Origin of the sequence: Streptomyces sp. DSM 40750, assembly GCF_024612035.1 — a bacterium.
Classification (GTDB): Bacteria; Actinomycetota; Actinomycetes; order Streptomycetales; family Streptomycetaceae; genus Streptomyces.
Genome location: NZ_CP102513.1, coordinates 4720830 through 4741627 on the forward strand (window position 1 = coordinate 4720830; position 20798 = coordinate 4741627).

General features: G+C 71.6%; 16 protein-coding genes. 4 read left to right on the forward strand and 12 right to left on the reverse strand.

Annotated features, from left to right (window positions below; all coding sequences use genetic code 11):
* Positions 1–17: 17 nt before the first annotated feature.
* From JIX55_RS21180 to JIX55_RS21220, 9 genes are all read right to left on the reverse strand, one after another.
* Positions 18–632 carry a hypothetical protein gene (locus tag JIX55_RS21180; RefSeq protein ID WP_257564871.1) on the reverse strand — a complete coding sequence of 205 codons (615 nt, stop codon included), beginning with the start codon at positions 630–632 and terminating at the stop codon, positions 18–20.
* Between the two features lie 147 nt (positions 633–779).
* Entirely contained in the window at positions 780–2237 is a 1458-nt protein-coding gene (ahcY, locus tag JIX55_RS21185) for an adenosylhomocysteinase (RefSeq protein ID WP_257564872.1), read from the reverse strand.
* A 362-nt stretch (positions 2238–2599) separates the two neighbouring features.
* Positions 2600–3577 (reverse strand): cation diffusion facilitator family transporter, encoded by a 978-nt coding sequence (locus JIX55_RS21190; protein ID WP_257564873.1) that lies wholly within the window; start codon positions 3575–3577, stop codon positions 2600–2602.
* Positions 3578–3743: 166 nt separating this feature from the next.
* The gene (gene manA, locus JIX55_RS21195; protein ID WP_257564874.1) at positions 3744–4895 is read right to left on the reverse strand and encodes a mannose-6-phosphate isomerase, class I; all 1152 of its coding nucleotides are present in this window, start codon (positions 4893–4895) and stop codon (positions 3744–3746) included.
* A gap of 66 nt (positions 4896–4961) precedes the next feature.
* Entirely contained in the window at positions 4962–6089 is a 1128-nt protein-coding gene (locus tag JIX55_RS21200) for an SIS domain-containing protein (protein WP_257564875.1), read from the reverse strand.
* 125 nt (positions 6090–6214) lie between these two features.
* Positions 6215–6385 carry a Trm112 family protein gene (locus tag JIX55_RS21205; RefSeq protein ID WP_257564876.1) on the reverse strand — a complete coding sequence of 57 codons (171 nt, stop codon included), beginning with the start codon at positions 6383–6385 and terminating at the stop codon, positions 6215–6217.
* Between the two features lie 300 nt (positions 6386–6685).
* Complete coding sequence (locus JIX55_RS21210) at positions 6686–8050, reverse strand: phosphomannomutase/phosphoglucomutase (protein WP_257564877.1); 1365 nt, start codon at positions 8048–8050, stop codon at positions 6686–6688.
* Between the two features lie 124 nt (positions 8051–8174).
* Entirely contained in the window at positions 8175–9791 is a 1617-nt protein-coding gene (locus JIX55_RS21215) for an L-lactate permease (protein ID WP_257564878.1), read from the reverse strand.
* A 224-nt stretch (positions 9792–10015) separates the two neighbouring features.
* Positions 10016–10438 carry a DUF3499 domain-containing protein gene (locus JIX55_RS21220; protein WP_257564879.1) on the reverse strand — a complete coding sequence of 141 codons (423 nt, stop codon included), beginning with the start codon at positions 10436–10438 and terminating at the stop codon, positions 10016–10018.
* Between the two features lie 347 nt (positions 10439–10785).
* Here JIX55_RS21220 and JIX55_RS21225 point away from each other — a divergent pair, with 347 nt between their 5' ends.
* A complete protein-coding gene (locus tag JIX55_RS21225) occupies positions 10786–11241 on the forward strand; it encodes a metallopeptidase family protein (RefSeq protein WP_257569416.1) in 456 nt (151 codons plus the stop codon).
* 146 nt (positions 11242–11387) lie between these two features.
* On the opposite strand, the gene JIX55_RS21230 is transcribed toward JIX55_RS21225, so the two are convergent.
* The 3 genes from JIX55_RS21230 to JIX55_RS21240 all read right to left on the reverse strand — a co-directional run bounded on the left by JIX55_RS21230 (position 11388) and on the right by JIX55_RS21240 (position 17005).
* Positions 11388–12890 (reverse strand): DUF5719 family protein, encoded by a 1503-nt coding sequence (locus JIX55_RS21230; RefSeq protein WP_257564880.1) that lies wholly within the window; start codon positions 12888–12890, stop codon positions 11388–11390.
* Positions 12887–16558, reverse strand: a complete 3672-nt coding sequence (locus JIX55_RS21235) for a glycosyltransferase family 2 protein (RefSeq protein ID WP_257564881.1) — start codon at positions 16556–16558, stop codon at positions 12887–12889. The genes JIX55_RS21230 and JIX55_RS21235 overlap by 4 nt, the downstream gene beginning before the upstream one ends.
* Positions 16559–16741: 183 nt before the next feature.
* A complete protein-coding gene (locus JIX55_RS21240; protein WP_003975777.1) occupies positions 16742–17005 on the reverse strand; it encodes a WhiB family transcriptional regulator in 264 nt (87 codons plus the stop codon).
* Between the two features lie 719 nt (positions 17006–17724).
* Between JIX55_RS21240 and JIX55_RS21245 the strand changes: the two genes are divergently transcribed.
* The 3 genes from JIX55_RS21245 to JIX55_RS21255 all read left to right on the forward strand — a co-directional run bounded on the left by JIX55_RS21245 (position 17725) and on the right by JIX55_RS21255 (position 20740).
* Positions 17725–18222, forward strand: a complete 498-nt coding sequence (locus JIX55_RS21245) for a cysteine dioxygenase (RefSeq protein WP_257564882.1) — start codon at positions 17725–17727, stop codon at positions 18220–18222.
* Between the two features lie 170 nt (positions 18223–18392).
* Positions 18393–19352 carry a 2-phospho-L-lactate transferase gene (gene cofD, locus JIX55_RS21250; RefSeq protein ID WP_257564883.1) on the forward strand — a complete coding sequence of 320 codons (960 nt, stop codon included), beginning with the start codon at positions 18393–18395 and terminating at the stop codon, positions 19350–19352.
* An 86-nt stretch (positions 19353–19438) separates the two neighbouring features.
* On the forward strand, positions 19439–20740 hold the full coding sequence (locus JIX55_RS21255; RefSeq protein ID WP_257569417.1) for a coenzyme F420-0:L-glutamate ligase: 1302 nt from the start codon (positions 19439–19441) through the stop codon (positions 20738–20740).
* Positions 20741–20798: the final 58 nt, after the last annotated feature.

Consider the following 20798-nt stretch of genomic DNA (forward strand, 5'->3'; position numbering starts at 1 on the left):
TCACGTCCAAGCCGCTGTCAGTCGAACGTCGACGGCGGTGTTTCCAGGTGCTCCAGCTCGATTCCGGGTGCCGCAAGAACGACGTCGCCCGCGATGTGAACGGTCTGCTGCTCGCCCGTGTCCAGGGCTGTGACCTGGTATTCGTCCACGGTCAGAGGGCCGTTGTCAGTGGTGTGTGCTTCTCTTGCGATCAAGGCCCAGGACTGGTCGAGGGTGCGTGGGGCGAGGACCGGGTCGGTGAAGGCGACGAGGCGTACGCGGGTGGCGGGCTCGGAGGGGGTGAGGCGTAGGAGACGGGCGGTGGCGATGAGGAACGCCGGGGAGGTGCCGGTGAAGGAATGGGCGCGGACGTTGCCTTCGGTGGCCTCCGTGCCGGTGGGGTCGGTACGGACCCAGGTGACGCCGTCGAGGGCTGCGCCGCGGACCTGCCAGCTCGCGGCGTGGAGTTCGAGGCGGATGGGGCGGCCGAGTTCGTCCAGGGCCAGGTCGACGGAGCCGGCGTGGTCGCCGGAGGGGGTGGTCAGTTGGGACACATAACGCCAGCCGGAGGGGCCGGGCGCGCAGTGGAAGTGTTCTTCGGCGAGGAGGGTGTGGTCGTGCGTGTCGTGAAGCGAATACCGGCCGCGGGGCATGGGGGTCCTGGATCTTGACGGGCTGGTCCGGCCGACGGGCTGGGGAGCCGAACGGGCAGGCCCCCGGCACGGGGGTGCGGGGGCCTGCCTGGGAGCTGCTGCCGACGTGGGTGCGTCAGTGTGCGGACACACCCGTCGCCGGGCGGATCAGTAGCGGTAGTGGTCCGGCTTGTACGGGCCCTCGACGTCTACGCCGATGTACGCGGCCTGCTCGGGGCGGAGCGTCGTGAGCTTCACACCGAGCGCGTCGAGGTGGAGGCGGGCGACCTTCTCGTCGAGGTGCTTGGGCAGCGTGTAGACGCCGATCGGGTACTCGGACTGCTTGGTGAACAGCTCGATCTGGGCCAGGGTCTGGTCCGCGAAGGAGTTGGACATCACGAACGACGGGTGACCGGTGGCGTTGCCCAGGTTCAGCAGACGGCCCTCGGACAGGACGATGAGGACCTTGCCGTCGGGAAACTTCCAGGTGTGGACCTGCGGCTTGACCTCGTCCTTGACGATGCCGGGGATCTTCGCGAGGCCGGCCATGTCGATCTCGTTGTCGAAGTGGCCGATGTTGCCGACGATGGCCTGGTGCTTCATCTTGGCCATGTCGGCGGCCATGATGATGTCCTTGTTGCCGGTCGTGGTGATGAAGATGTCGGCCTTGTCGACGACGTCGTCGAGGGTCGCGACCTGGTAGCCGTCCATCGCGGCCTGGAGCGCGCAGATCGGGTCGATCTCGGTGACGATCACACGGGCGCCCTGTCCGCGCAGGGACTCCGCGCAGCCCTTGCCCACGTCGCCGTAACCGAAGACGACCGCGGTCTTGCCGCCGATGAGGACATCGGTGGCGCGGTTGATGCCGTCGATCAGGGAGTGGCGGCAGCCGTACTTGTTGTCGAACTTCGACTTGGTGACGGCGTCGTTCACGTTGATCGCCGGGAAGAGGAGGTCGCCGTCGCGCTGCATCTCGTACAGGCGGTGGACACCGGTGGTGGTCTCCTCGGTGACGCCGCGGATCTCCGAGGCGAGCTGGGTCCACTTCTGGGAGCCGTCGGTGATGGTGCGGTGCAGGAGTTCGAGGATGACGCGGTGCTCGTCGGACTCGGCGGTGTCGACGGAAGGGACCTTGCCGGCCTTCTCGTACTCGACGCCCTTGTGGACGAGGAGGGTGGCGTCACCGCCGTCGTCGAGGATCATGTTGGGGCCGCCGGTGGGGCTGTCCGGCCAGGTCAGCGCCTGCTCGGTGCACCACCAGTACTCCTCCAGGGTCTCGCCCTTCCAGGCGAAGACCGGGACGCCCTGCGGGTTGTCCACCGTGCCGTTCGGGCCGACCGCGATGGCGGCGGCGGCGTGGTCCTGGGTGGAGAAGATGTTGCAGGAGGCCCAGCGGACCTGGGCGCCGAGGGCGGCCAGGGTCTCGATGAGGACGGCGGTCTGCACGGTCATGTGCAGGGAGCCGGTGACGCGGGCGCCGGCGAGGGGCTGCGCCGCGGCGTACTCCTCGCGGATCGCCATCAGGCCGGGCATCTCGTGCTCGGCGAGGGTGATCTCCTTGCGGCCGAACTCGGCCAGGGAGAGGTCGGCGACCTTGAAGTCCTGCCGGTTGTCGACAGTCGTCATTACGAGCTGCTCCTCGGTGTCGGGTCGAGGGTGGATAGGGCTGGTCTGCGCGGCGGCGGACACAGGGGTGCCCGAAGAGGACACAGGCATGCCCGCGTGCGCGCAGCGCAGTCCGTCGGAGGCCCTCTCTCCCTCGGCCGGTCCTCGCTGGGACCGCCCGACCGCCATCAGCAGCGACGTCTGGCTCCGTCCCAAGCTACACCGGTCGGCCCGGCCTGCCCCAGTCCGGCTGCGTACAGATCAAGCCGAAGAGGGTGGTTGGGTTCGGCGGCCCGCGGCGGAGACCGTATGGGCGGGGACGGGGCAGGGCCCGTCGCTGCGGTTCACGACGGGCCCTGGCGTCTTGCGGAGTGGCCGGTGGTTCAGTGCTCGGCGGTGGGGGCCGGGCCGCCGGGGGCGGCATCGGGGTCGGCGCCCTTGGCGGCCTCCGCCTCGCTGTAGATGTCGGGCTCCAGGTAGATGACGCGGGCGATCGGGACGGCCTCGCGGATGCGGGCCTCGGCGGCGTTGATGGCGGAGGCCACCTCGGCGGCCGTGTCGTCGTGCTGGACGGCGATCTTGGCGGCGACGAGGAGTTCCTCGGGGCCGAGGTGGAGGGTGCGCATGTGGATGACGCTGGTGACGGTGTCGCCGTCGACGACGGCCTTCGCGATCTTCTCGACGTCCTCGGCACCCGCGGACTCGCCGAGGAGCAGGGACTTGGTCTCGGCGGCGAGGATGATCGCGATCAGGATGAGCAGGACGCCGATGCAGAGGGTGCCGATGCCGTCCCAGATGCCGTCGCCGGTGAGCAGGGCGAGGCCGACGCCACCGAGGGCGAGGATCAGACCGACGAGGGCGCCGAGGTCCTCCAGGAGGACGACCGGCAGCTCGGGGGCCTTGGCGTGGCGGACGAACTCGGTCCAGGACTTCTTGCCACGCAGGACGTTGGATTCCTTGATGGCGGTCCGGAAGGAGAACGACTCGGCGATGATCGCGAAGACGAGGACGCCGACCGGCCAGTACCAGTTCTCGATCTCGTGCGGGTGCTTGATCTTCTCGTAGCCCTCGTAGAGGGCGAACATGCCGCCGACGGAGAAGAGGACGATGGAGACGAGGAAGGCGTAGATGTAGCGCTCGCGGCCGTAGCCGAAGGGGTGTTGCGGGGTCGCCTCGCGCTTGGCCTTCTTGCCGCCCAGGAGCAGGAGGGCCTGGTTGCCGGAGTCGGCGAGCGAGTGCACGGACTCGGCGAGCATCGACGACGAGTGGCTGAAGAGGAACGCCACGAACTTCGCTACCGCGATCGCGAGGTTGGCGGCGAGTGCCGCCACGATCGCCTTGGTGCCGCCTGACGCGCTCATGTGTCCGAGGTGTCCCTTCGCCTACGCATATGTCTGTGCATGGGCATGGGTACCCACGCTTCCGTCCGTCACCGGCCGGGCTTTGCCAGCCTTTTGCAGGGGGCATTGTTGCAGCCCGGTCCGACGTCGGTACGCCAGGCTGTGGATCAGGAAGGGTTCACGCCGTTCAGGCGACCACTGTGGCGCGGAACAGGGTGCCCGGTCCGGACACCAGTGCCTTATCGTCCGCCGGTACGAAGACCGACTCACCGGGGGCGAGCGTGTGTTCGCCCGCGCGGACGGAACCGGCCGTGCAGAGGAGGATCTGCGGGGTGGCGCGGGTGAGGTCGTGCGGGGCGGTGGCCTCGGGAAGGACGTAGCGGGAGAGACGGAACTCGTCGATGGGGGTCTCGTAGACCTCCTCGCCGTCGGGGGACGCCTCGGGGCGCAGGACGCCGGGGTCGGTCGCCTCGAAGCGGACGATGCGCAGGAGTTCGGGGACATCGACGTGCTTGGGGGTCAGGCCGCAGCGCAGGACGTTGTCGGAGTTGGCCATGATCTCGACGCCGAGGCCGTTCAGGTAGGCGTGCGGGATTCCGGCGCCGAGGAACAGGGCCTCGCCGGGCTGCAGGCGGACGTGGTTGAGGAGCATGGCGGCGATGACGCCGGGGTCGCCCGGATAGTGGTGGGCGATGTCGGCGTACGGGGCGTAGGCGCCGCCGAGGCGGGCGCAGGCGGCCGCGGCCTCGGTGACCGTGTGGGTCATCTCCTCCGGGTCGGCGCCCAGGACGGCGGTCAGCACCTCGCGCAGGGCGGCCTCTTCGGGGTGGGCGTGCAGGAGGTCGACGTACGGCTTGAGGGAGTCGACATCGAGGGCGGCGAGCAGGTCGGCGGCCTGGAGCGGGTCGCGGAAACCGCACAGGCCGTCGAACTCCGTGAGGGCGCAGATCAGTTCGGGCTTGTGGTTGGCGTCCTTGTAGTTGCGGTGGCCCGCGTCGATCGGGATGCCCCGGCGCTCCTCGTCCTCGTACCCCTCCCTGGCCTGTTCGAGGTTGGGGTGAACCTGGAGGGAGAGGGGCGCGCCGGCGGCGAGGAGCTTCAGGAGGAACGGGAGGCGGGGGCCGAACTTGGCGACGGTTCGAGATCCCAACTCACGTTCCGCAGCCTCGTCGATCACCTCGGTGAGGGGGCCGCGCCCGGTACGCGAGGGTGCGCCGGGGTGGGCACCCATCCACATCTCCGCCTGCGGCTCGCCGGTGGGTGCCACGCCGAGGAGCTGGGGGATGGCGGTGGTCGAGCCCCAGGCGTAGGGGCGGACGGTGTTGTCGAGGCGGTCCATGGTGTGTGTTTCTCCGTAGGTGGGGAGCCTGCCGAGGCCCCGGTCAGGGGCGGGCTCCGGTAAAGATCAGGCTCTGGAAGCGAGCGACAGGTAAACGGCGGCGAAATCCGTGATGGCGATCATCTCCGCGAGCGTCTCCAGATCGCTGCCTTCCTCGGGTTCCAGCTCGCTGATCGCGGTGTCGTGGCTGAGGGCCAGTTCGCGGGCGGCCGGTACGGCGCTCAGACCGCCCGTCGGGCGGTCGCGGAGGAGCACTACGCGCGCGTGGAGGGCGGGTGGCTCCTCGACCCGGTCACGGAAGAAGTCGTCGGGGTCGGCGCTCGCGGCCAGTGGGCCGGACAGCAGCACCGTGTGCGAGGCGAGGGCCTCGGGCAACTGGGCGGCGAGGGAGGGGCGGCCCGCCAGTTCGGCGAGCGCGGCCGCGAAACGGCGGCCCACCGGGCCCGCGGCCTGGCCCTCGGTCCAGATCACCGGGAGCCCGTCGGCGAGCTCGGCGGCGAGCGTCTTGGCGGGGTTGCTGTACGTGGCGATGGCCGGGCCGCAGCGCTCGGCCACCCCGTCGAGGCGGTCGGCGACCTTCTGCAGGGCGTCCGGCGGGGCGGCGACCAGGCCGGTGCGGTCCAGGAGCGCGAGCATCGGGGTGAGCAGCGCCCACAGCACGCCGGGGGCGGCCGCGCCGAGGGGCACCTCCTGCTCGTACGGGCTCGTCGCCATCGGTACGAAGAGGCCGTGGGCGCCCTCCACCGCCTCGGCGACAGGGGTGCCGGCCGGGGCGACGGCGACGACCGTGCTGCCGCGGCGGTACGCCTGGTCGACGAGGAGCGACAGGCCGGGTTCGCTGCCGTCCGCGGTGGCGACCAGGAGGAGGTCGACCGGGCCCGCCCAGCCGGGCAGCTCCCAGCGGAGGGCGCCTGCAGCGGGGGCCACGCCGGTGGGGTGGAGACGGATGATGGGGCTGCCTGCGCCCGCGAGGGCGCCGAGCAGGTCGGCGACGCCCGCGGAGGCCATGCCGGGGCCCGCGATCAGGAGCGCACGGGGGCGGCCGTCCGGTTTCAGGCCGGGGATGCCGGCCTCGATGCCGAGGCTGATGGCCGTACGGACCCGTGCGCCGGCCTCGGCGGCGCCGCGGAGCAGGCCGCGGTGGTCCGCCTCCGACAGGGCGTCGGGGGTGTCTAGCAGCGATTCGTCGAGCATGGGCGGCAGCCTCCGATTCGCCGGGTGCCCTTTTACGCCTTTTCGCCTTTACGTTCGCCTGTACGCCTACGCCGGGTTTCCGGCTCGTGCGTGCTGTGCCTTGTGTGAGAGCTTGACCGCGTCGGTCACGCGGAACGGCGGGCCTCGTCGACGAGGAGTACGGGGATGCCGTCCCGGATCGGGTAGGCGAGGCCGCAGTCCTGGCTCGTGCAGGCCAGCTCCGTTTCCTCCTCCGTGAGTGGGGCGTGGCACGCCGGGCAGGCGAGGATCTCCAGGAGGCCGGCTTCGAGCGGCATGTCGGGTCCCTTCGGGGGCGGGTTGTGCGGTGCGGCCTGGTCAGAGTACCGCCGCGTGGGGGTTGGCGCCGGGGTTGGGCTTCGGTGGGTGGGCGCCCGGTGGGGCCGGGGCTCGGCGTCACCAGGCGCCCGGCGGCTTCGGCTGGGCGGAGGACGGGTTTTCACTCACCGGCGCTTGCCGACTGCCTCCCCCACTCTCGGCTTCGTTCGAGCGGGGCCCCCATCGCCCACCCGTGCCGCAGCTGGGTACGACCGCGGCCGACCCCGGCCGGGGCGAGCGTCAGCGGCCGCTCTGGGCCCTCAGGCCCTGATGATCCCCAGGACCTCGTCGCGGACCTTCGCCATCGTCGTCTCGTCCCTCGCCTCCGCGTTCAGGCGGAGGAGGGGCTCCGTGTTGGACGGGCGGACGTTGAACCACCAGTCGGCGGAAGAGACCGTGAGGCCGTCGAGGTCGTCCAGGGTGACGTCCTCCCGGTCCTCGTACGCGGAGCGGATCGCGGTGAGGCGGCCCGTCTGGTCGGCGACCGTGGAGTTGATCTCGCCGGAGCCGGCGTAGCGGTCGTACTGGGCCACGAGGCCGGAGAGGGGGCCGTCCTGGCCGCCGAGGGCCGCGAGGACGTGGAGGGCGGCCAGCATGCCCGTGTCGGCGTTCCAGAAGTCGGCGAAGTAGTAGTGGGCGGAGTGTTCGCCGCCGAAGATCGCGCCGGTCCTGGCCATCTCGGCCTTGATGAAGGAGTGGCCGACGCGGGTGCGCACCGGCGTGCCGCCGTTCTCCTTCACCACCTCCGGGACGGACCAGGAGGTGATCAGGTTGTGGATGACCGTGCCCTTGCCGCCGTGCTTGGCGAGCTCGCGGGAGGCGACCAGGGCGGTGATCGCGGAGGGCGAGATCGGGTTGCCCTGCTCGTCGACGACGAAGCAGCGGTCGGCGTCGCCGTCGAAGGCGATGCCGAGGTCGGCGTCCTCCTCGCGGACGCGCTTCTGGAGGTCGACGATGTTCGCCGGGTCGAGGGGGTTGGCCTCGTGGTTCGGGAACGTGCCGTCCAGCTCGAAGTACATGGGGACCAGGTCCAGCGGCAGGCCGGCGAAGACCGTCGGGACCGTGTGGCCGCCCATGCCGTTGCCCGCGTCGACGACGACCTTCAGGGGGCGGATGGGGGTCAGGTCGACGAGGCCGCGGAGGTGCGCCGCGTAATCCTCCAACGTGTCCCGCTGGGTGATCGTTCCCGGCGTGGCGGCCGACGCCGGCGCGCCCGACTCGCTCCAGCCCTCGACCAGTTCGCGGATCTCGGCGAGGCCGGTGTCCTGACCGACGGGTGCGGCGCCCGCGCGGCACATCTTGATGCCGTTGTACTGGGCGGGGTTGTGGGAGGCCGTGAACATCGCGCCGGGCAGGTTCAGCGCGCCCGACGCGTAGTACAGCTGGTCCGTCGAACAGAGGCCGATCTCGGTCACATTCACCCCGAGCGCCGCCGCACCGCGCGCGAAGGCACGCGACAGGCCGGGCGAGGAAGGCCGCATGTCGTACCCGGTCACAAGGGCATCCGCGCCGGTCACCCGCACGAAGGCCGCCCCGAAGAGCTCGGCCAGCGTCTCGTCCCACTGGTCCGGGACCACCCCACGTACGTCGTACGCCTTCACGATCGTCGACAGATCAGCAGCCACGGCCAAACCTCCTGAAGTCCTCACCGGTCACCCAAACTACCCGCCCGAGCCGACAGTCGGCTGTGCGACCTCTGAGGACACCCGAGAGCCTTGTGCCGCCATCTCGTGAACGCCTCCACTCCCGTCACGGCAGCATCCACTCCAGTACGGGCGTGTTCTGCCCCACCACGATCAGGCACATCACCAGTAACAGTCCCAGGCTCCACGGCAGCACCTTGCGCAGCAGGTCGCCCTCGCGGCCGGCGAGGCCGACGGCCGCGCAGGCGATGGTGAGGTTCTGCGGGGAGATCATCTTGCCGAGGACCCCGCCGGAGCTGTTGGCCGCGGCGAGCAGTTCGGGCGACAGGCCCGACTCGCGGGCCGCGCTCACTTGGAGGGCGCCGAACAACGCGTTGGCGGAGGTGTCGGAGCCGGAGACCGCGACGCCGAACCAGCCGAGGACCGGTGACAGGAAGGCGAGTCCCGCGCCGGCCGCCGCCACGAAGTGGCCGATGGTGGCGGCCTGTCCGGAGAGGTTCATGACGTAGGCGAGGGCGAGGACGGACGTCACGGTGAGGATCGCGAACCGCAGTTCGTGGACCGTCGCCGCCCACTCCCTGACGGCCACGCGCGCGTGGACCCCCAGTACGACGGCCGTGCACAGCCCGGCGAGCAGCACCAGGGTGCCGCCGGTGGCCACGATCGGCCAGGTGAAGACATTGCCCCCTACGGGGTCGCCGTCGGGGTTCGCGACATTCAGGAAGGGCCAGTCGTACGTCTGCGTCGCGTTGGCCAGCCAGTCCTTCACCACCGGGATCTGGGCGACGGAGAAGATGGCGACGATCAGCGCGTACGGGGCGTAGGCGCGCAGGACTTCGCGCGGCGGGTCCTCCTCGTCGAGGTCCTCGCTGCGCGCGCCGGTCAGGACGGCGGCGCGGACGGGTTCGGCGGCGGGCCGGCGCGCCTGCGGTACGGCGACGAGGGCGCCCGCACCCAGCAAGGCCGCGCCGATGTCGGCGAGTTGCGCGGAGACGTAGTTGGAGGCGACGAACTGGCCGACGGCGAAGGCGAACCCGCAGGCCAGGGCGGGCACCCAGGTCTCGCGCAGGCCGCGTCGCCCGTCGACGAGCCAGACCAGCACCAGGGGCACCACGAGGGCCAGCAGCGGTGTCTGCCGGCCGACCACGGACGCGACGGTGTCCAGGCGCAGTTCAGTGACCTGGGCGAGCGTCACGACCGGGGTGCCCATGGCGCCGAAGGCGACGGGCGCGGTGTTGGCGACCAGGGCGACCACGGCGGCCTTCACCGGTTCGAAGCCGAGCGCGACGAGCATCACCGAGCAGATGGCGACCGGCGCGCCGAAGCCGGCGAGGGCTTCCAGGAGCGCGCCGAAGCAGAACGCGACGACGAGCGCCTGGATGCGCGGGTCGTCGGAGAGCCGCCCGAAGGAACGGCGCAGGATGTCGAAATGCCGGGTGTGGACGGTCATCCGGTACACCCACAGGGCGTTGACGACGATCCACATGATCGGAAAGAGGCCGAACACGGCCCCCTGGGCGGCGCTGGAGAGCGTCTGGCCGAGCGGCATCGGGTAGGCGAGCCAGGCGACCAGAACGGCCGCCAGAAGGCCGATCAAGCCCGCCAGATGCGCTTTCAGGCGCACACCGCCGAGCAGGACCAGGACGATGACGAGGGGCAGGGTCGCGACGAGGGCGGACAGGCCGAGCGAGCCGGCCACGGGTTCCAGTTCCTGGACGTACACGGGAGCCTCCCCGTATTCCGCGATGCGGAAAGCGGTTTCTCACGGCACGGGCACCCGGAATGGTCACGTCCACGGCGACACCGCGTCAACAGGCGTGCGCCACCGAGCGGAACGACAGGAACGGAAACAGCCACACGGAGCGGGAGGGGTGACGACCACGAAGAGCGCGTCCGGCAACAGCCGTGTCGGGCCCGTCAGTTGTCGCCGGGTCAGTTGTCAGTGTGTCAGTTCTCGGGCGAGCGCAGCACCCGGAGATGGCCGCGGCGGGCGACCTCCATCGGGTCGGCCGAGCGGGCGCTGCCACCGGCCTCCGCGGCGCGCCGCTGCGGGCGGGCCGCCTCGCGCACGGCATTGGCAAGCGCTTCCAGGTCGTCACCGCTGGGGCCCGCGGGAGCCGAACTGTCCAGCAGGCGTACGACTTCCCAGCCGCGCGGTGCGGTGAGGCGCTCGGAGTGTTCGGCGCACAGGTCGTAGCAGTGGGGTTCGGCGTAGGTGGCGAGGGGGCCGAGGACCGCGGTCGAGTCGGCGTAGACGTACGTCAGCGTCGCGACGGCGGGGCGGCCGCAAGCGGTGCGCGAACAGCGACGTACAGGGCTCACGACGTTGGACGGTACCGCACTCTTGAGCGGGCCGCGACGACTCTCCACCAGGTCACTCCACCGTGTCGTGCTGTGAAACGCCCCACACACCCCTCCGAACCCACCGCGTTGACCTGCGAGTAGCCCCTCGTCCGGGATGCCGAACGGTCCCGAATTCGGTCAAATTTCGATACAGACCATGCCAATTGGCGCTAGTTCGTCAGTCTCGGAGAGATATGGAATCGAGCCCAACCTTGGCCGGAATGGTCATCCTGCGACATGCCGCACGACCCTCCGAGGCACCGTCGTACGGCGAGCCGGTTGGACATGCCAGGTCAGCGGTGTCAGGCCGGTGGGTGCGGCCGGGAGTGTGGAGCCGGGCGGGAGGACCTCGCGGGGACTACGCTTCGTAGGTGATGGACAACCTCGTACCGCCCCGCGCCGCCTCCGCACCGGGTCCCCGCCGCCGAGATCGGCACGGCAGGGGGATGCGCGGGCCGATCGCGCCGCCGCAGGTGCCGCTCGCAGCGAGTCGTGCGGAGACGTTCGCGGATCTCGTGCAGGACTCCGTGGAGCGGCTGGAGCGGCGGTGGCCGCAGCTCGCGGATGTCGACTTTCTTGTGCTTGAGGTGCCTCGGCTCGACGGGCCCGGGGATGCGGACTGGAATGACGAGGCTGTGCCCCTGGGCGGGATCGCCGTTGCGCGGGAGGGGCGGCCGGCTCGGGTTGTCGTCTACCGGCGGCCGGTGGAGATTCGGACCAAGGGGCGGGATGAGCGGGCCGCACTGGTGCATGAGGTCGTGGTGGAGCAGGTGGCCGAGTTGCTGGGACTGAATCCGGAGACGGTGGATCCTCGGTACGGGGAGGACTGAGACGGCGGGGGTTCGCCCGGGATGGTTTTCGCCCCCCGCACCCCCAACCGTTCCTCCCCTCCCAAACCCCACTCTCGGCTGCGGGTGGTGGGGGTAGGTCGCAACCACAAACAACCCCCACGCCCCCGATTTCTCCCGCGCGCGGCCTACCGCTGCAGTACGGACAAGTCCTGTTCCGCCTCCGGGACCGCTACCGTGCCTCGGTCGTTCGGGAGGGTTTGGATGGTGAAGGCGGGGAGGGTGTCCAGCTTGGATTCCAAGGTGCGGGAGGCGTAGACGGGGCCGCCGGAAACCGGTTCGACGGTGAGGGCGTAGATGCCCTTGAGGCCGGGCGGGGCGGGCATGTCGATGTTCTGGGTCGTGCCGGCCTTGATCGTGAAGGTTTTGGTCGTGGGTTCGCCGGCGCTGGTGCCGGCGGAGGCGGTGACCTTGACCTTGGCTGTGCGGGCGGGGGCGGTGAGGGCGAGGGTGGTGCCCTTGGCACGGTTGTCGGCGACTGTGGCGCGCGTGCCGACCGGGTGGGTGGCCGCGATGAAGGCCGTTTCCTGGTTGTCGCCCTTGCCGCGGACGACGCGGAGGGCTGCCACCACCGGGACCGACGCGTCGGTGGGGGTCAGCAGCAGTGAGCCGGCCTCGCCGCGCGTGATGTCGCCGAGGTCTGCGGAGGCGGTCATGCCCCCCTTGACGTGCAGTGTCTCGTTGCCGGCCGGGGTGATCGGGCCGTTGGGCGAGGCGAGTCGCAGCTTCAGGTCGGCGTCGGTCTCGCCGGGGGCGAAGACGACGAGGCGTACGGAGGTGGCGTCCTTCGGGATCCCGGGGAGGACCAGGTCGGCGGCCGGGTCGGTCGCGGCGGCGAGCCAGTCGCCGCCCAGCTTGTCGTCGAGGGCCTGGACCGCGGCGGCGACCCGGCCGCTACGGACGCTGACGTGGACCGTGAGGTCGGCCTCCTTCGCCGTGGCGAGCGTCGACAGCAGGACCGGCTCGGTGGAGCGGGGCTGGACCGTGATGCCCTCCCCCACCGTGGACTTCAGGGCGCCGTCCTTGCCGTAGAGCTCGATGTCGACGACGGCCGCCGAGTCGTCCGGGTTGGTGAGGTGGACGTAGTCCGTGCGGTCCGCGACCGTGCTGGCGCCCGGGAACCAGAACTCCGTGTCCGGGGCCGTGCAGTTGACGCCGAGCAGGCCGCGGCCGGTGCCGACGGCGACCTCGGTGGTCTCCTGGACCGTCCAGCCGGGCGCGAACTCTCCCTCGGCCGTGCCGATCAGCGCGGGCGCGTCACCGCCGTCAGTGCTGCCGGTGACAGGCTTGCCGGGCTCCTTGGGCTCGACGACGGGCGTGTCGGCCTTGTCCTTGCCGGTCTTGCCCTTGTCCGCCTTGTCCGCCGACTCCTCGCCGGCCGCCACGAGTTCGGCGCCGCCTTCGCCGCCGGCGCCCTCGGTCACGGGGGTGAAGGAGGTGTACGCCGTCTCCGCGACGTCCGAGGTGCTCGGCTGGGGACAGAGCAGGCTCGTGCGCTGCACGGGCAGTTGGGCGGCGGCCTTGGTGGTGGTGTCGCCGCCGGAGGCGTCGGGCGCGGTGAGTGCGGCGAAGCCGGTGACGGCGGCGAGGGCGGTCGTGCCGGCGATCAGAGACAGGGTCGTGCGGTTCACTGCTGGCTCCCGTCGGGGCGCTCACTGTCGGCACCGGTGCCGTGCGACGGGTCGTACGTCGCGTCGTAGCCCTGGGTGTACGTCTGGTCGTACGAAGCCGTGTTGCCTCCGTAGGAGGCGTACGGGTCGTACTGGCCGCCCTGGTAGGGGTCGCCCTGGTAGTGCTGCTGGTCGTACGTGCCCGCCGGGTACTGCTGGGCGCCCTGGTACTGCTGGTCGTACTGACCGTATTCGGCGCCCGCGCCCGCGTGGGTCTGGGTGTCCCTTCCCCAGTCTTGAACATCCTCGCCCGGGGGGACCCCCATGCCGTACGTGTGCTGCTGCGGGACCGGGGCGGCGACCGGGGCCCCCTCCGGAGGGGAAGGAAGGTCGGTGTCGGCGGACTGTTCGGCCTCGGACTCCGCCTGGGCGCGCAGGCGGCGGGCGCGGCGGCCGTCGCCGGTGATGTCCTGGGCCGGCACGGCGACCGGCTCGTCCGGGAGGTCGTCGTCGACGTCCCGGCGTCGGCCGGGCAGGGCGAGGACCACGAGGACGACGGCGAGCGAGCCCTGGGCCCACAGCCAGCCGGTGTGGGTCACCGGGGCATCGAAGGTGACATCCAACTTGCCGCCGTCGGCGGGCAGTTGGAAGCCCTGGGCCCAGCCGTCGACCGTGGTCGCGGTGAGCGGTTTGCCGTCGAGGGTGGCGGTCCAGGAGTCGTCGGCGGTGTCGGCGAGACGCAGGACCCGGCCCGAGCCGCCGGCCGGGATGGTGGTGTGCACGTCGACGGGGCCGGCGGCGACGGCCTTCGGGTCGCCGGAGGAGGCCTCGATGGTGACGCGGGCGACCTGGCGGTCCACGCGCCACAGGGCGCTGCCGTCCTGCTGACTGAGCCGGCTCAGGCCGGGCGTGGCGTCCAGGACGCGGCCGACCTCGCGGGGCGCGCCCGGGCGGACGAGGACGTACCGCACGGCGAAGCCGCCGAGCTCGTCCGTCTGGTCGGCGCCGGAGCCCGCGACCAGGTTGGCGACGACCTCGCCGAGCTGCTTGTTCTCCCCGGCGGCCGCGGTGAGTTCGGCGTCGCCGAGGCGGACGCCGGAGCCGCGGACCAGGGTGTAGCCGACCCTGGCGGTGGTGTCGCTGTCGAGGACGAGGGTGCGGGCCTGGTCGCGGGTGCCGCTCTCCTCGGCGACGAACGCGGGCACCTGGACGGGGTCGCGGCGCTCCAGGGGGCCGTCGGCGCCACCGATCACCCATCCGGCGGCGGCCAGCAGCGGGCCGACGGCGGCTGCGAGCGCGATGAGCGCGGCCACCGGCTGGCGCCAGCCGAAGCTCTGCTCGGCCACGCGCGAGCGTGCCCCGTCGGCGCCGAGGGTGGCGGCGGCGAGGAGGGCGATGCCGTAGACGAGGGTCGCGGGGCCGGCCCAGGCGGAGCCGTTGGAGAGGACCGCGAAGACGAGGGCCACGAGTGCGGCCGTCCAGGCGGTCCGGATTCCCAACTGACGTTCCGAACGCAGCAGGGCGGCCAGCGCGGCCAGGACGACGCCGACGAGCGTCAGTCCGCCGACCGTGCCGGGCCCGCCGGGGCTGATGCCGAGCAGATCGGTCGCGGAGGCCGTGCTCCCGCCGTACTCCATACCGGCCTCCTGGAAGAAGCCGAACGGCAGCAGCGTCAGCGACCAGGGGGCGAGGATCAGCAGCGGGGTGCCCAGCTGGGCGAGGAAGCGCAGCCCGTAGGAGGTGATCTCGCGGCGGCGCACCACGAGGAGCCCGACGCCGAGGAGCAGCGCGATGGGCCACACGATCGGGGTGAACGCGGTGGTGATCGTCAGCAGCAGCGCGTACGCCCAGGTGGCGCGCCAACTGCCACGCACCCCCGTGCTGTTCGTCAGGCCGCCGGCCGCGGCGCCCGCTCGGGCGATGAGGGGCAGCAGGATCGCGAGGACGGCGGTACCGATGCGGCCGGCCGCGAGCGCGCCGGTGACGGCGGGCAGGAAGGCGTATGCGACGGCCGCCCAGGCACGCAGCAGCCGGGACTCGACCAGGGGCCGCGAGGCGAAGTACGCGGTGAAGCCGGCCAGGGGCACGGAGGCCACGAGGAGCACGGTGACCGCGAGTCCGGTGGAGCCGAACAGCAGGGAGGCGAGCATGGCCACGAGCGCCAGATACGGCGGCGCGGCCTCGGCGCCGCCCGCGCCGATGGGATGCCAGGCGTCCAGGTAGCGCGACCACAGCTCGGCGGAGTCGGCGGGGGCGGGCAGCAGGGCGCCGCCCGTGAGCGCGCCGCCGCCGAGCAGGTCGCGGCAGGCGGCGAGCGAGGCGAGCAGCAGGAGCGCGAAGAGCACGGGCCCGGGCTTGCGGGCGACGCGCTTGAGCCGGGCGAACTGCTCGACCTGGAGGAAGTCGGCGTCCTCGTCACCGGGACCCGACTCGACCGCGCCGCCGTGCCGTCCGGCCGCGGTGGAATCGGCGTCGGAACGGCCGAAGAGATCGCCCGCGACCTGTTCGACGGTGGCCCGGACGGTGGCGCCGGGCGGCGGGAACAGCGGGCGCAGCTCGCCCTTGTCCAACTGCGGGCGGCCTCTCCTGCGCCGCCCGGCGATGATCCGCTCGGGCCGCAGCAGCACGCTCAGCAGACCTCGGATCTCGTCGACGGCCTGTCCGGGGACCTTGCCGAGGAGATACGCGACGGTTCTGAGCAGGGTGCCGAGGACGACGCGCAACAGCACCCAGGGGAGCTGTGCCGCACGGGAGTTGACGAGGAGGGTGTAGATCGCGCCGGCCTTGTCGACCATGTGGGGGGAGGCGGCGCTGCGGCCCACGCAGTCGACGGTGCGGCGCTCGCGCGAGGACGCCTCGGCGTGCCGTACGACGGCTTCGGGGGCGACGAGGACGCGGTGCCCGGCGGCGGTGGCGCGCCAGCACAGGTCCACGTCGTCACGCATCAGGGGCAGGCGCCGGTCGAAGCCGCCGAGCTCCTCGAAGACGTCGCGGCGGATCAGCATGCCGGCGGTGGACACGGCGAGGCTGGGCTTGATGTGGTCGTGCTGGCCCTGGTCCTGCTCGCGGCGGTCCAGGCCCGTCCAGCGTCGGCCGGAGTTGGCGATGGTGACGCCGACCTCCAGGAGCTGACGGCGGTCGTACCAGCCGCGCAGCTTGGGGCCGACGACGGCGACGTCGTCCCGGCCCAGCTCGCGCTCGTTCTCCACGACCCGCAGCAGCTGGGCGAGGGCGTCGGGCTCGGGGGCGCAGTCGTCGTGCAGCAGCCACAGCCACTGGACCGGCTCCCCGTGGGGGAGCTCCGGCATGTCGTACGCGTCGTCGCGCCAGCTGCGGGTGACGGGGTCCCAGCCGCTGGGGCGCCTGAGGTACGTGAGGTGGTCCTGGGTGAGGACGCCCGCGGTGCGGTTGGCCTCCTCGACGGCCTGGCCGAAACCGGTCCGTCGGGCCAGGTGCAGGACGCGGTCGGCGCCGAGGGCGTCGGAGAGGAGCCGGGCGGAGTCGTCCGCGCTGCCGGTGTCGGCCGCCATGGCGCTCTGCACGGGGCGCTCCTGGCCGAGCAGCCCGGCGAGCGCGTCGGGCAGCCAGCGGGCGCCGTCGTGCGCGACGAGGACCGCGGTCACCACATGACGTGGGAACTCAGGAGTGGCAGCGTCTTGGTGAGCTGCGGTGTGGCTGTGCACGGACATCGAGGTACGGGCCCCGGTTCGATGGACTGCGGTGGACGTCCGTGTCCGGCGGGGACAACGGGACGTCTCGGACGAGGGCCCACACTAACGGCTGAGCAGCACAGCGGCCCGCCGCCTGTGGACAACCCACGTGCGACGGGCCGTACCTGTCGGTTTTTCCTGTTCGACCGTTGCGGACGGGGGTCAGACGGCTGCCTTCTTGAGGCGGCGGCGCTCGCGCTCCGACAGGCCGCCCCAGATACCGAACCGCTCGTCGTTGGCGAGGGCGTACTCAAGGCACTCGGAGCGGACCTCGCAGGCGAGGCAGACCTTCTTGGCCTCTCGGGTCGAGCCGCCCTTCTCGGGGAAGAAGGACTCGGGATCGGTCTGGGCGCACAGCGCGCGCTCCTGCCAGCCGAGTTCCTCGTCCGCGTCGTCGACCAGCAGTTGCTGCACGAGCTCGGTCATGTGCGCCCCTCGTCCGTCTTTCGCGTCCCCGTCGTGCGGCCGTTACCGATTTCGGCTGAACGACACGAGTGAAATTACAAGTGTGCTGCTACGGGCGAGTCAAGCCGAGATCTGCTATTGAGCCCCTTATTCACTCTGCGGAACCAAGGCTATGCGGAAAGTGTTCAAATCGGCATAAACCCTGACAGGGCTCTGACGGCAGACGGGAGTTCCGGATCGGTTCTCCCACCCTTACGGGAAAGGACGCCCAGGAGTTCGATCTCGTTCCGACTCGTTCGAGTCGACTCGCTCCGGGTGTGCCGACGACCCGCCACGCGCGCGTGCCGATGGCGTGCCCGGTTGTGCGCCATGTCTCCGCGGCGCCCCCAGCACAAACCTTTCGCCGAGCGGATGCACCGGAAGAGGTGAACCGGCATCCACATACCGGACGTGAAGTTGACAGCGGAGGTGTGAACCGGTGTCCTTGTGGGCATGTTCGCGAACTCGGCACTCACCTCGACCCGCTCCGCCGGGTCCCCCGGTGCTGCCCGTTGTCGCTGTAGCTGTTGCTGTTCCAGCTGTTGAGCCAAGCGCGCTCCGGCTGCCACTGAGCCCATCCAGGCTCGGCCGTTGTTCCCCTTCGCCCACAACCGGGCACTCGCCCCGCCCGTGACCCGGGCGGACGGTATGCGATACCCAGCCATCCCCCACGCTCTCTCCGTCGAGGACCACCTCACTCCATGAACAGCGACAGCGACCTCCAGATCGCCGGCGACCTCCTCGAAGTACCGCACCTTCTCCAGGCGCCGCGCCAACACCCGGTCACCGTGGCCGAGTTCGCCGGACTCGCCCGTTCCCTCGCCGACGACCGCTCCCAGTGGGAGCACCTCGTCGAGTACGACGCGACGACACGCTGGTACCACCGGCTGCGGACCGGCCCCGGGTACGAGGTGTGGCTGCTGTCCTGGGTACCGGGGCAGGGCACCGGACTGCACGACCACGGGGGCTCCTCCGGCGTACTCACCGTGCTGGACGGCACGCTGACCGAGCGCACCGACCGGGGCACGCGGGCGCTGGGCGCGGGCGCGCAGCGCGTGTTCGCGCCGGGCTACGCGCACGAGGTCGTCAACGACACGCTGGAACCGGCCATCAGCCTGCACGTCTACTACCCGGGCCTGACGGACATGCCGATGCACACGAAGGCCTGCGCGGCGGAGACGGTGACCGTGACGGCCTGAGCCGCGCCGCCGGAACCGTCACCGTCCGGCCGTCGCGACCGGAACCGAGCGAAACCGGCCGTGGTCGCGGGCCTGGCGACCCGTTGTCGTACCTGCCTGCGAGACTGTCCCACCCGTCACCCGACCACCACCCCTCAACGAGTCAGCCTGGCGGCTGACACACTGTTTCAATGCGCATTGTGGTTCTGGCAGGCGGCATCGGTGGTGCCCGGTTTCTGCGCGGTCTCCAGCAGGCCGTGCCGGATGGGGACATCACGGTCATCGGAAACACCGGGGACGACATCCATCTCTTCGGGCTGAAGGTCTGCCCCGACCTCGACACGGTGATGTACACGCTCGGCGGCGGCATCAACGAGGAGCAGGGCTGGGGCCGGGCCGACGAGACCTTCCATCTGAAGGAGGAGCTGGCGGCGTACGGCGTCGGTCCCGAGTGGTTCGGGCTCGGGGACCGGGACTTCGCCACGCACATCGTGCGGACGCAGATGATCAGTGCCGGGTATCCGCTGAGCGCGGTCACCGAGGCGCTGTGCGACCGGTGGAAACCGGGCGTCCGGCTCATCCCCATGACCGACGACCGCGTCGAGACCCATGTCGCCGTCGAGCAGGACGGGGAGCGCAGGGCGATCCACTTCCAGGAGTACTGGGTGCGGCTGCGGGCCTCCGTGCCGGCCGAGGCGATCGTGCCGGTCGGCGCCGACCAGGCGAAGCCGGCGCCCGGCGTCCTGGAGGCCATCGCCGAGGCGGACGTGATCCTCTTCCCGCCGTCCAACCCCGTCGTCTCCGTCGGCACCATCCTCGCCGTGCCCGGCATCCGCGAGGCGATCGCCGAGGCCGGGGTACCGGTCGTCGGCCTCTCCCCCATCGTCGGCGACGCGCCCGTGCGCGGGATGGCCGACAAGGTCCTCGCCGCCGTCGGCGTCGAGTCCACGGCCGCGGCCGTCGCCGAGCACTACGGCTCCGGGCTCCTCGACGGCTGGCTCGTCGACACGGTCGACGCGGGCGTCGTGGAGCGCGTCGAGAGCGCCGGGATACGGTGCCGGGCCGTGCCGCTGATGATGACGGACCTGGACGCGACGGCGGCCATGGCCCGCGAGGCGCTGGCGCTGGCGGAGGAGGTGCGGGGAGCTTGAACGGGAAGTTCGCTTCCGGCGGAGCAGCCGCGTCGGAGTCGGCTGCCGCCGGGTCCCCGACCGGTGCCCGGCCGGCTTCGGGAGGCTTGGCCGGTCCCGGCTACCGGGTCTGGGCGCCGGTCGGTGTTCCCGAGGTGCAGAAGGGTGACGACCTCGCCAAGCTGATCGCCGCGGCCGAGCCGGGGCTGGTCGACGGGGACGTGTTGCTCGTCACCTCGAAGATCGTCTCCAAGGCGGAGGGGCGGGTCGTCGAGGCGGTCGACCGGGAAGCCGCCATCGATGCCGAGACCGTGCGGGTCGTGGCCCGGCGGGGGGCGCTGCGGATCGTGGAGAACCGGCAGGGGCTGGTGATGGCCGCCGCCGGGGTCGACGCCTCCAACACGCCGTCCGGGACCGTGCTGCTGCTGCCCGAGGACCCCGACGCCTCCGCGCGGGCGATCCGGGACGGCATCCGGGACGCGCTCGGCGTCGAGGTCGGGGTCGTCGTCACCGACACCTTCGGGCGGCCCTGGCGCAGCGGGCTGACGGACGTCGCCATCGGGGCGGCCGGTGTGCGGGTCCTCGACGACCTGCGGGGCGGGACGGACGCGCACGGCAATCCGCTCAGCGCGACCGTCGTGGCCACCGCCGACGAGCTGGCGGCCGCCGGTGACCTGGTGAAGGGCAAGGCCGCCGGGCTGCCCGTCGCCGTCGTACGAGGGCTGGGGCATGTCGTGGCCGAGGACGAAGGCGAGGGGACGCGGGCCCTGGTCCGGGGTGCGCGGGACGACATGTTCCGGCTCGGCACCTCCGAGGCCGTACGGCTGGCGGTGACCCAGCGGCGTACCGTACGGGCGTTCACGGACGAGCCGGTCGATCCAGGGGCGGTGCGGCGGGCCGTGGCCGCCGCGGTCACCGCGCCGGCGCCGCATCACACGACGCCGTGGCGGTTCGTGCTGCTGGAGTCCGAGGAGTCGCGGGTACGGCTGCTCGACGCCATGCGGGACGCGTGGATCGCGGATCTGCGGCGGGACGGCAAGAGCGAGGAGTCCGTCGCGAAGCGGGTGCGGCGCGGGGATGTGCTGCGCGACGCGCCGTATCTGGTGGTGCCGTGTCTGGTGATGGACGGGGCGCACTTCTATGGGGACGCGCGGCGGGACGCGGCCGAGCGGGAGATGTTCGTCGTCGCCGCCGGGGCGGGGGTGCAGAACTTCCTCGTGGCGTTGGCCGGGGAGCGGCTGGGGTCCGCGTGGGTGTCTTCGACGATGTTCTGCCGGGATGTCGTGCGGGAGGTGCTGGGGCTGCCGGAGGGGTGGGATCCGATGGGGGCGGTGGCTGTGGGACATGCGGCCGGGTCGCCTCCGGCCAGGGCGGAGCGGGATGCGGTGGCGTTTGTCGAGGTGCGGTGAGGCGGCGGTGAGTGCGGGTGCGCCTGCCGTTGGGGGTGGTTCGGGTTCGGTGTGCGGG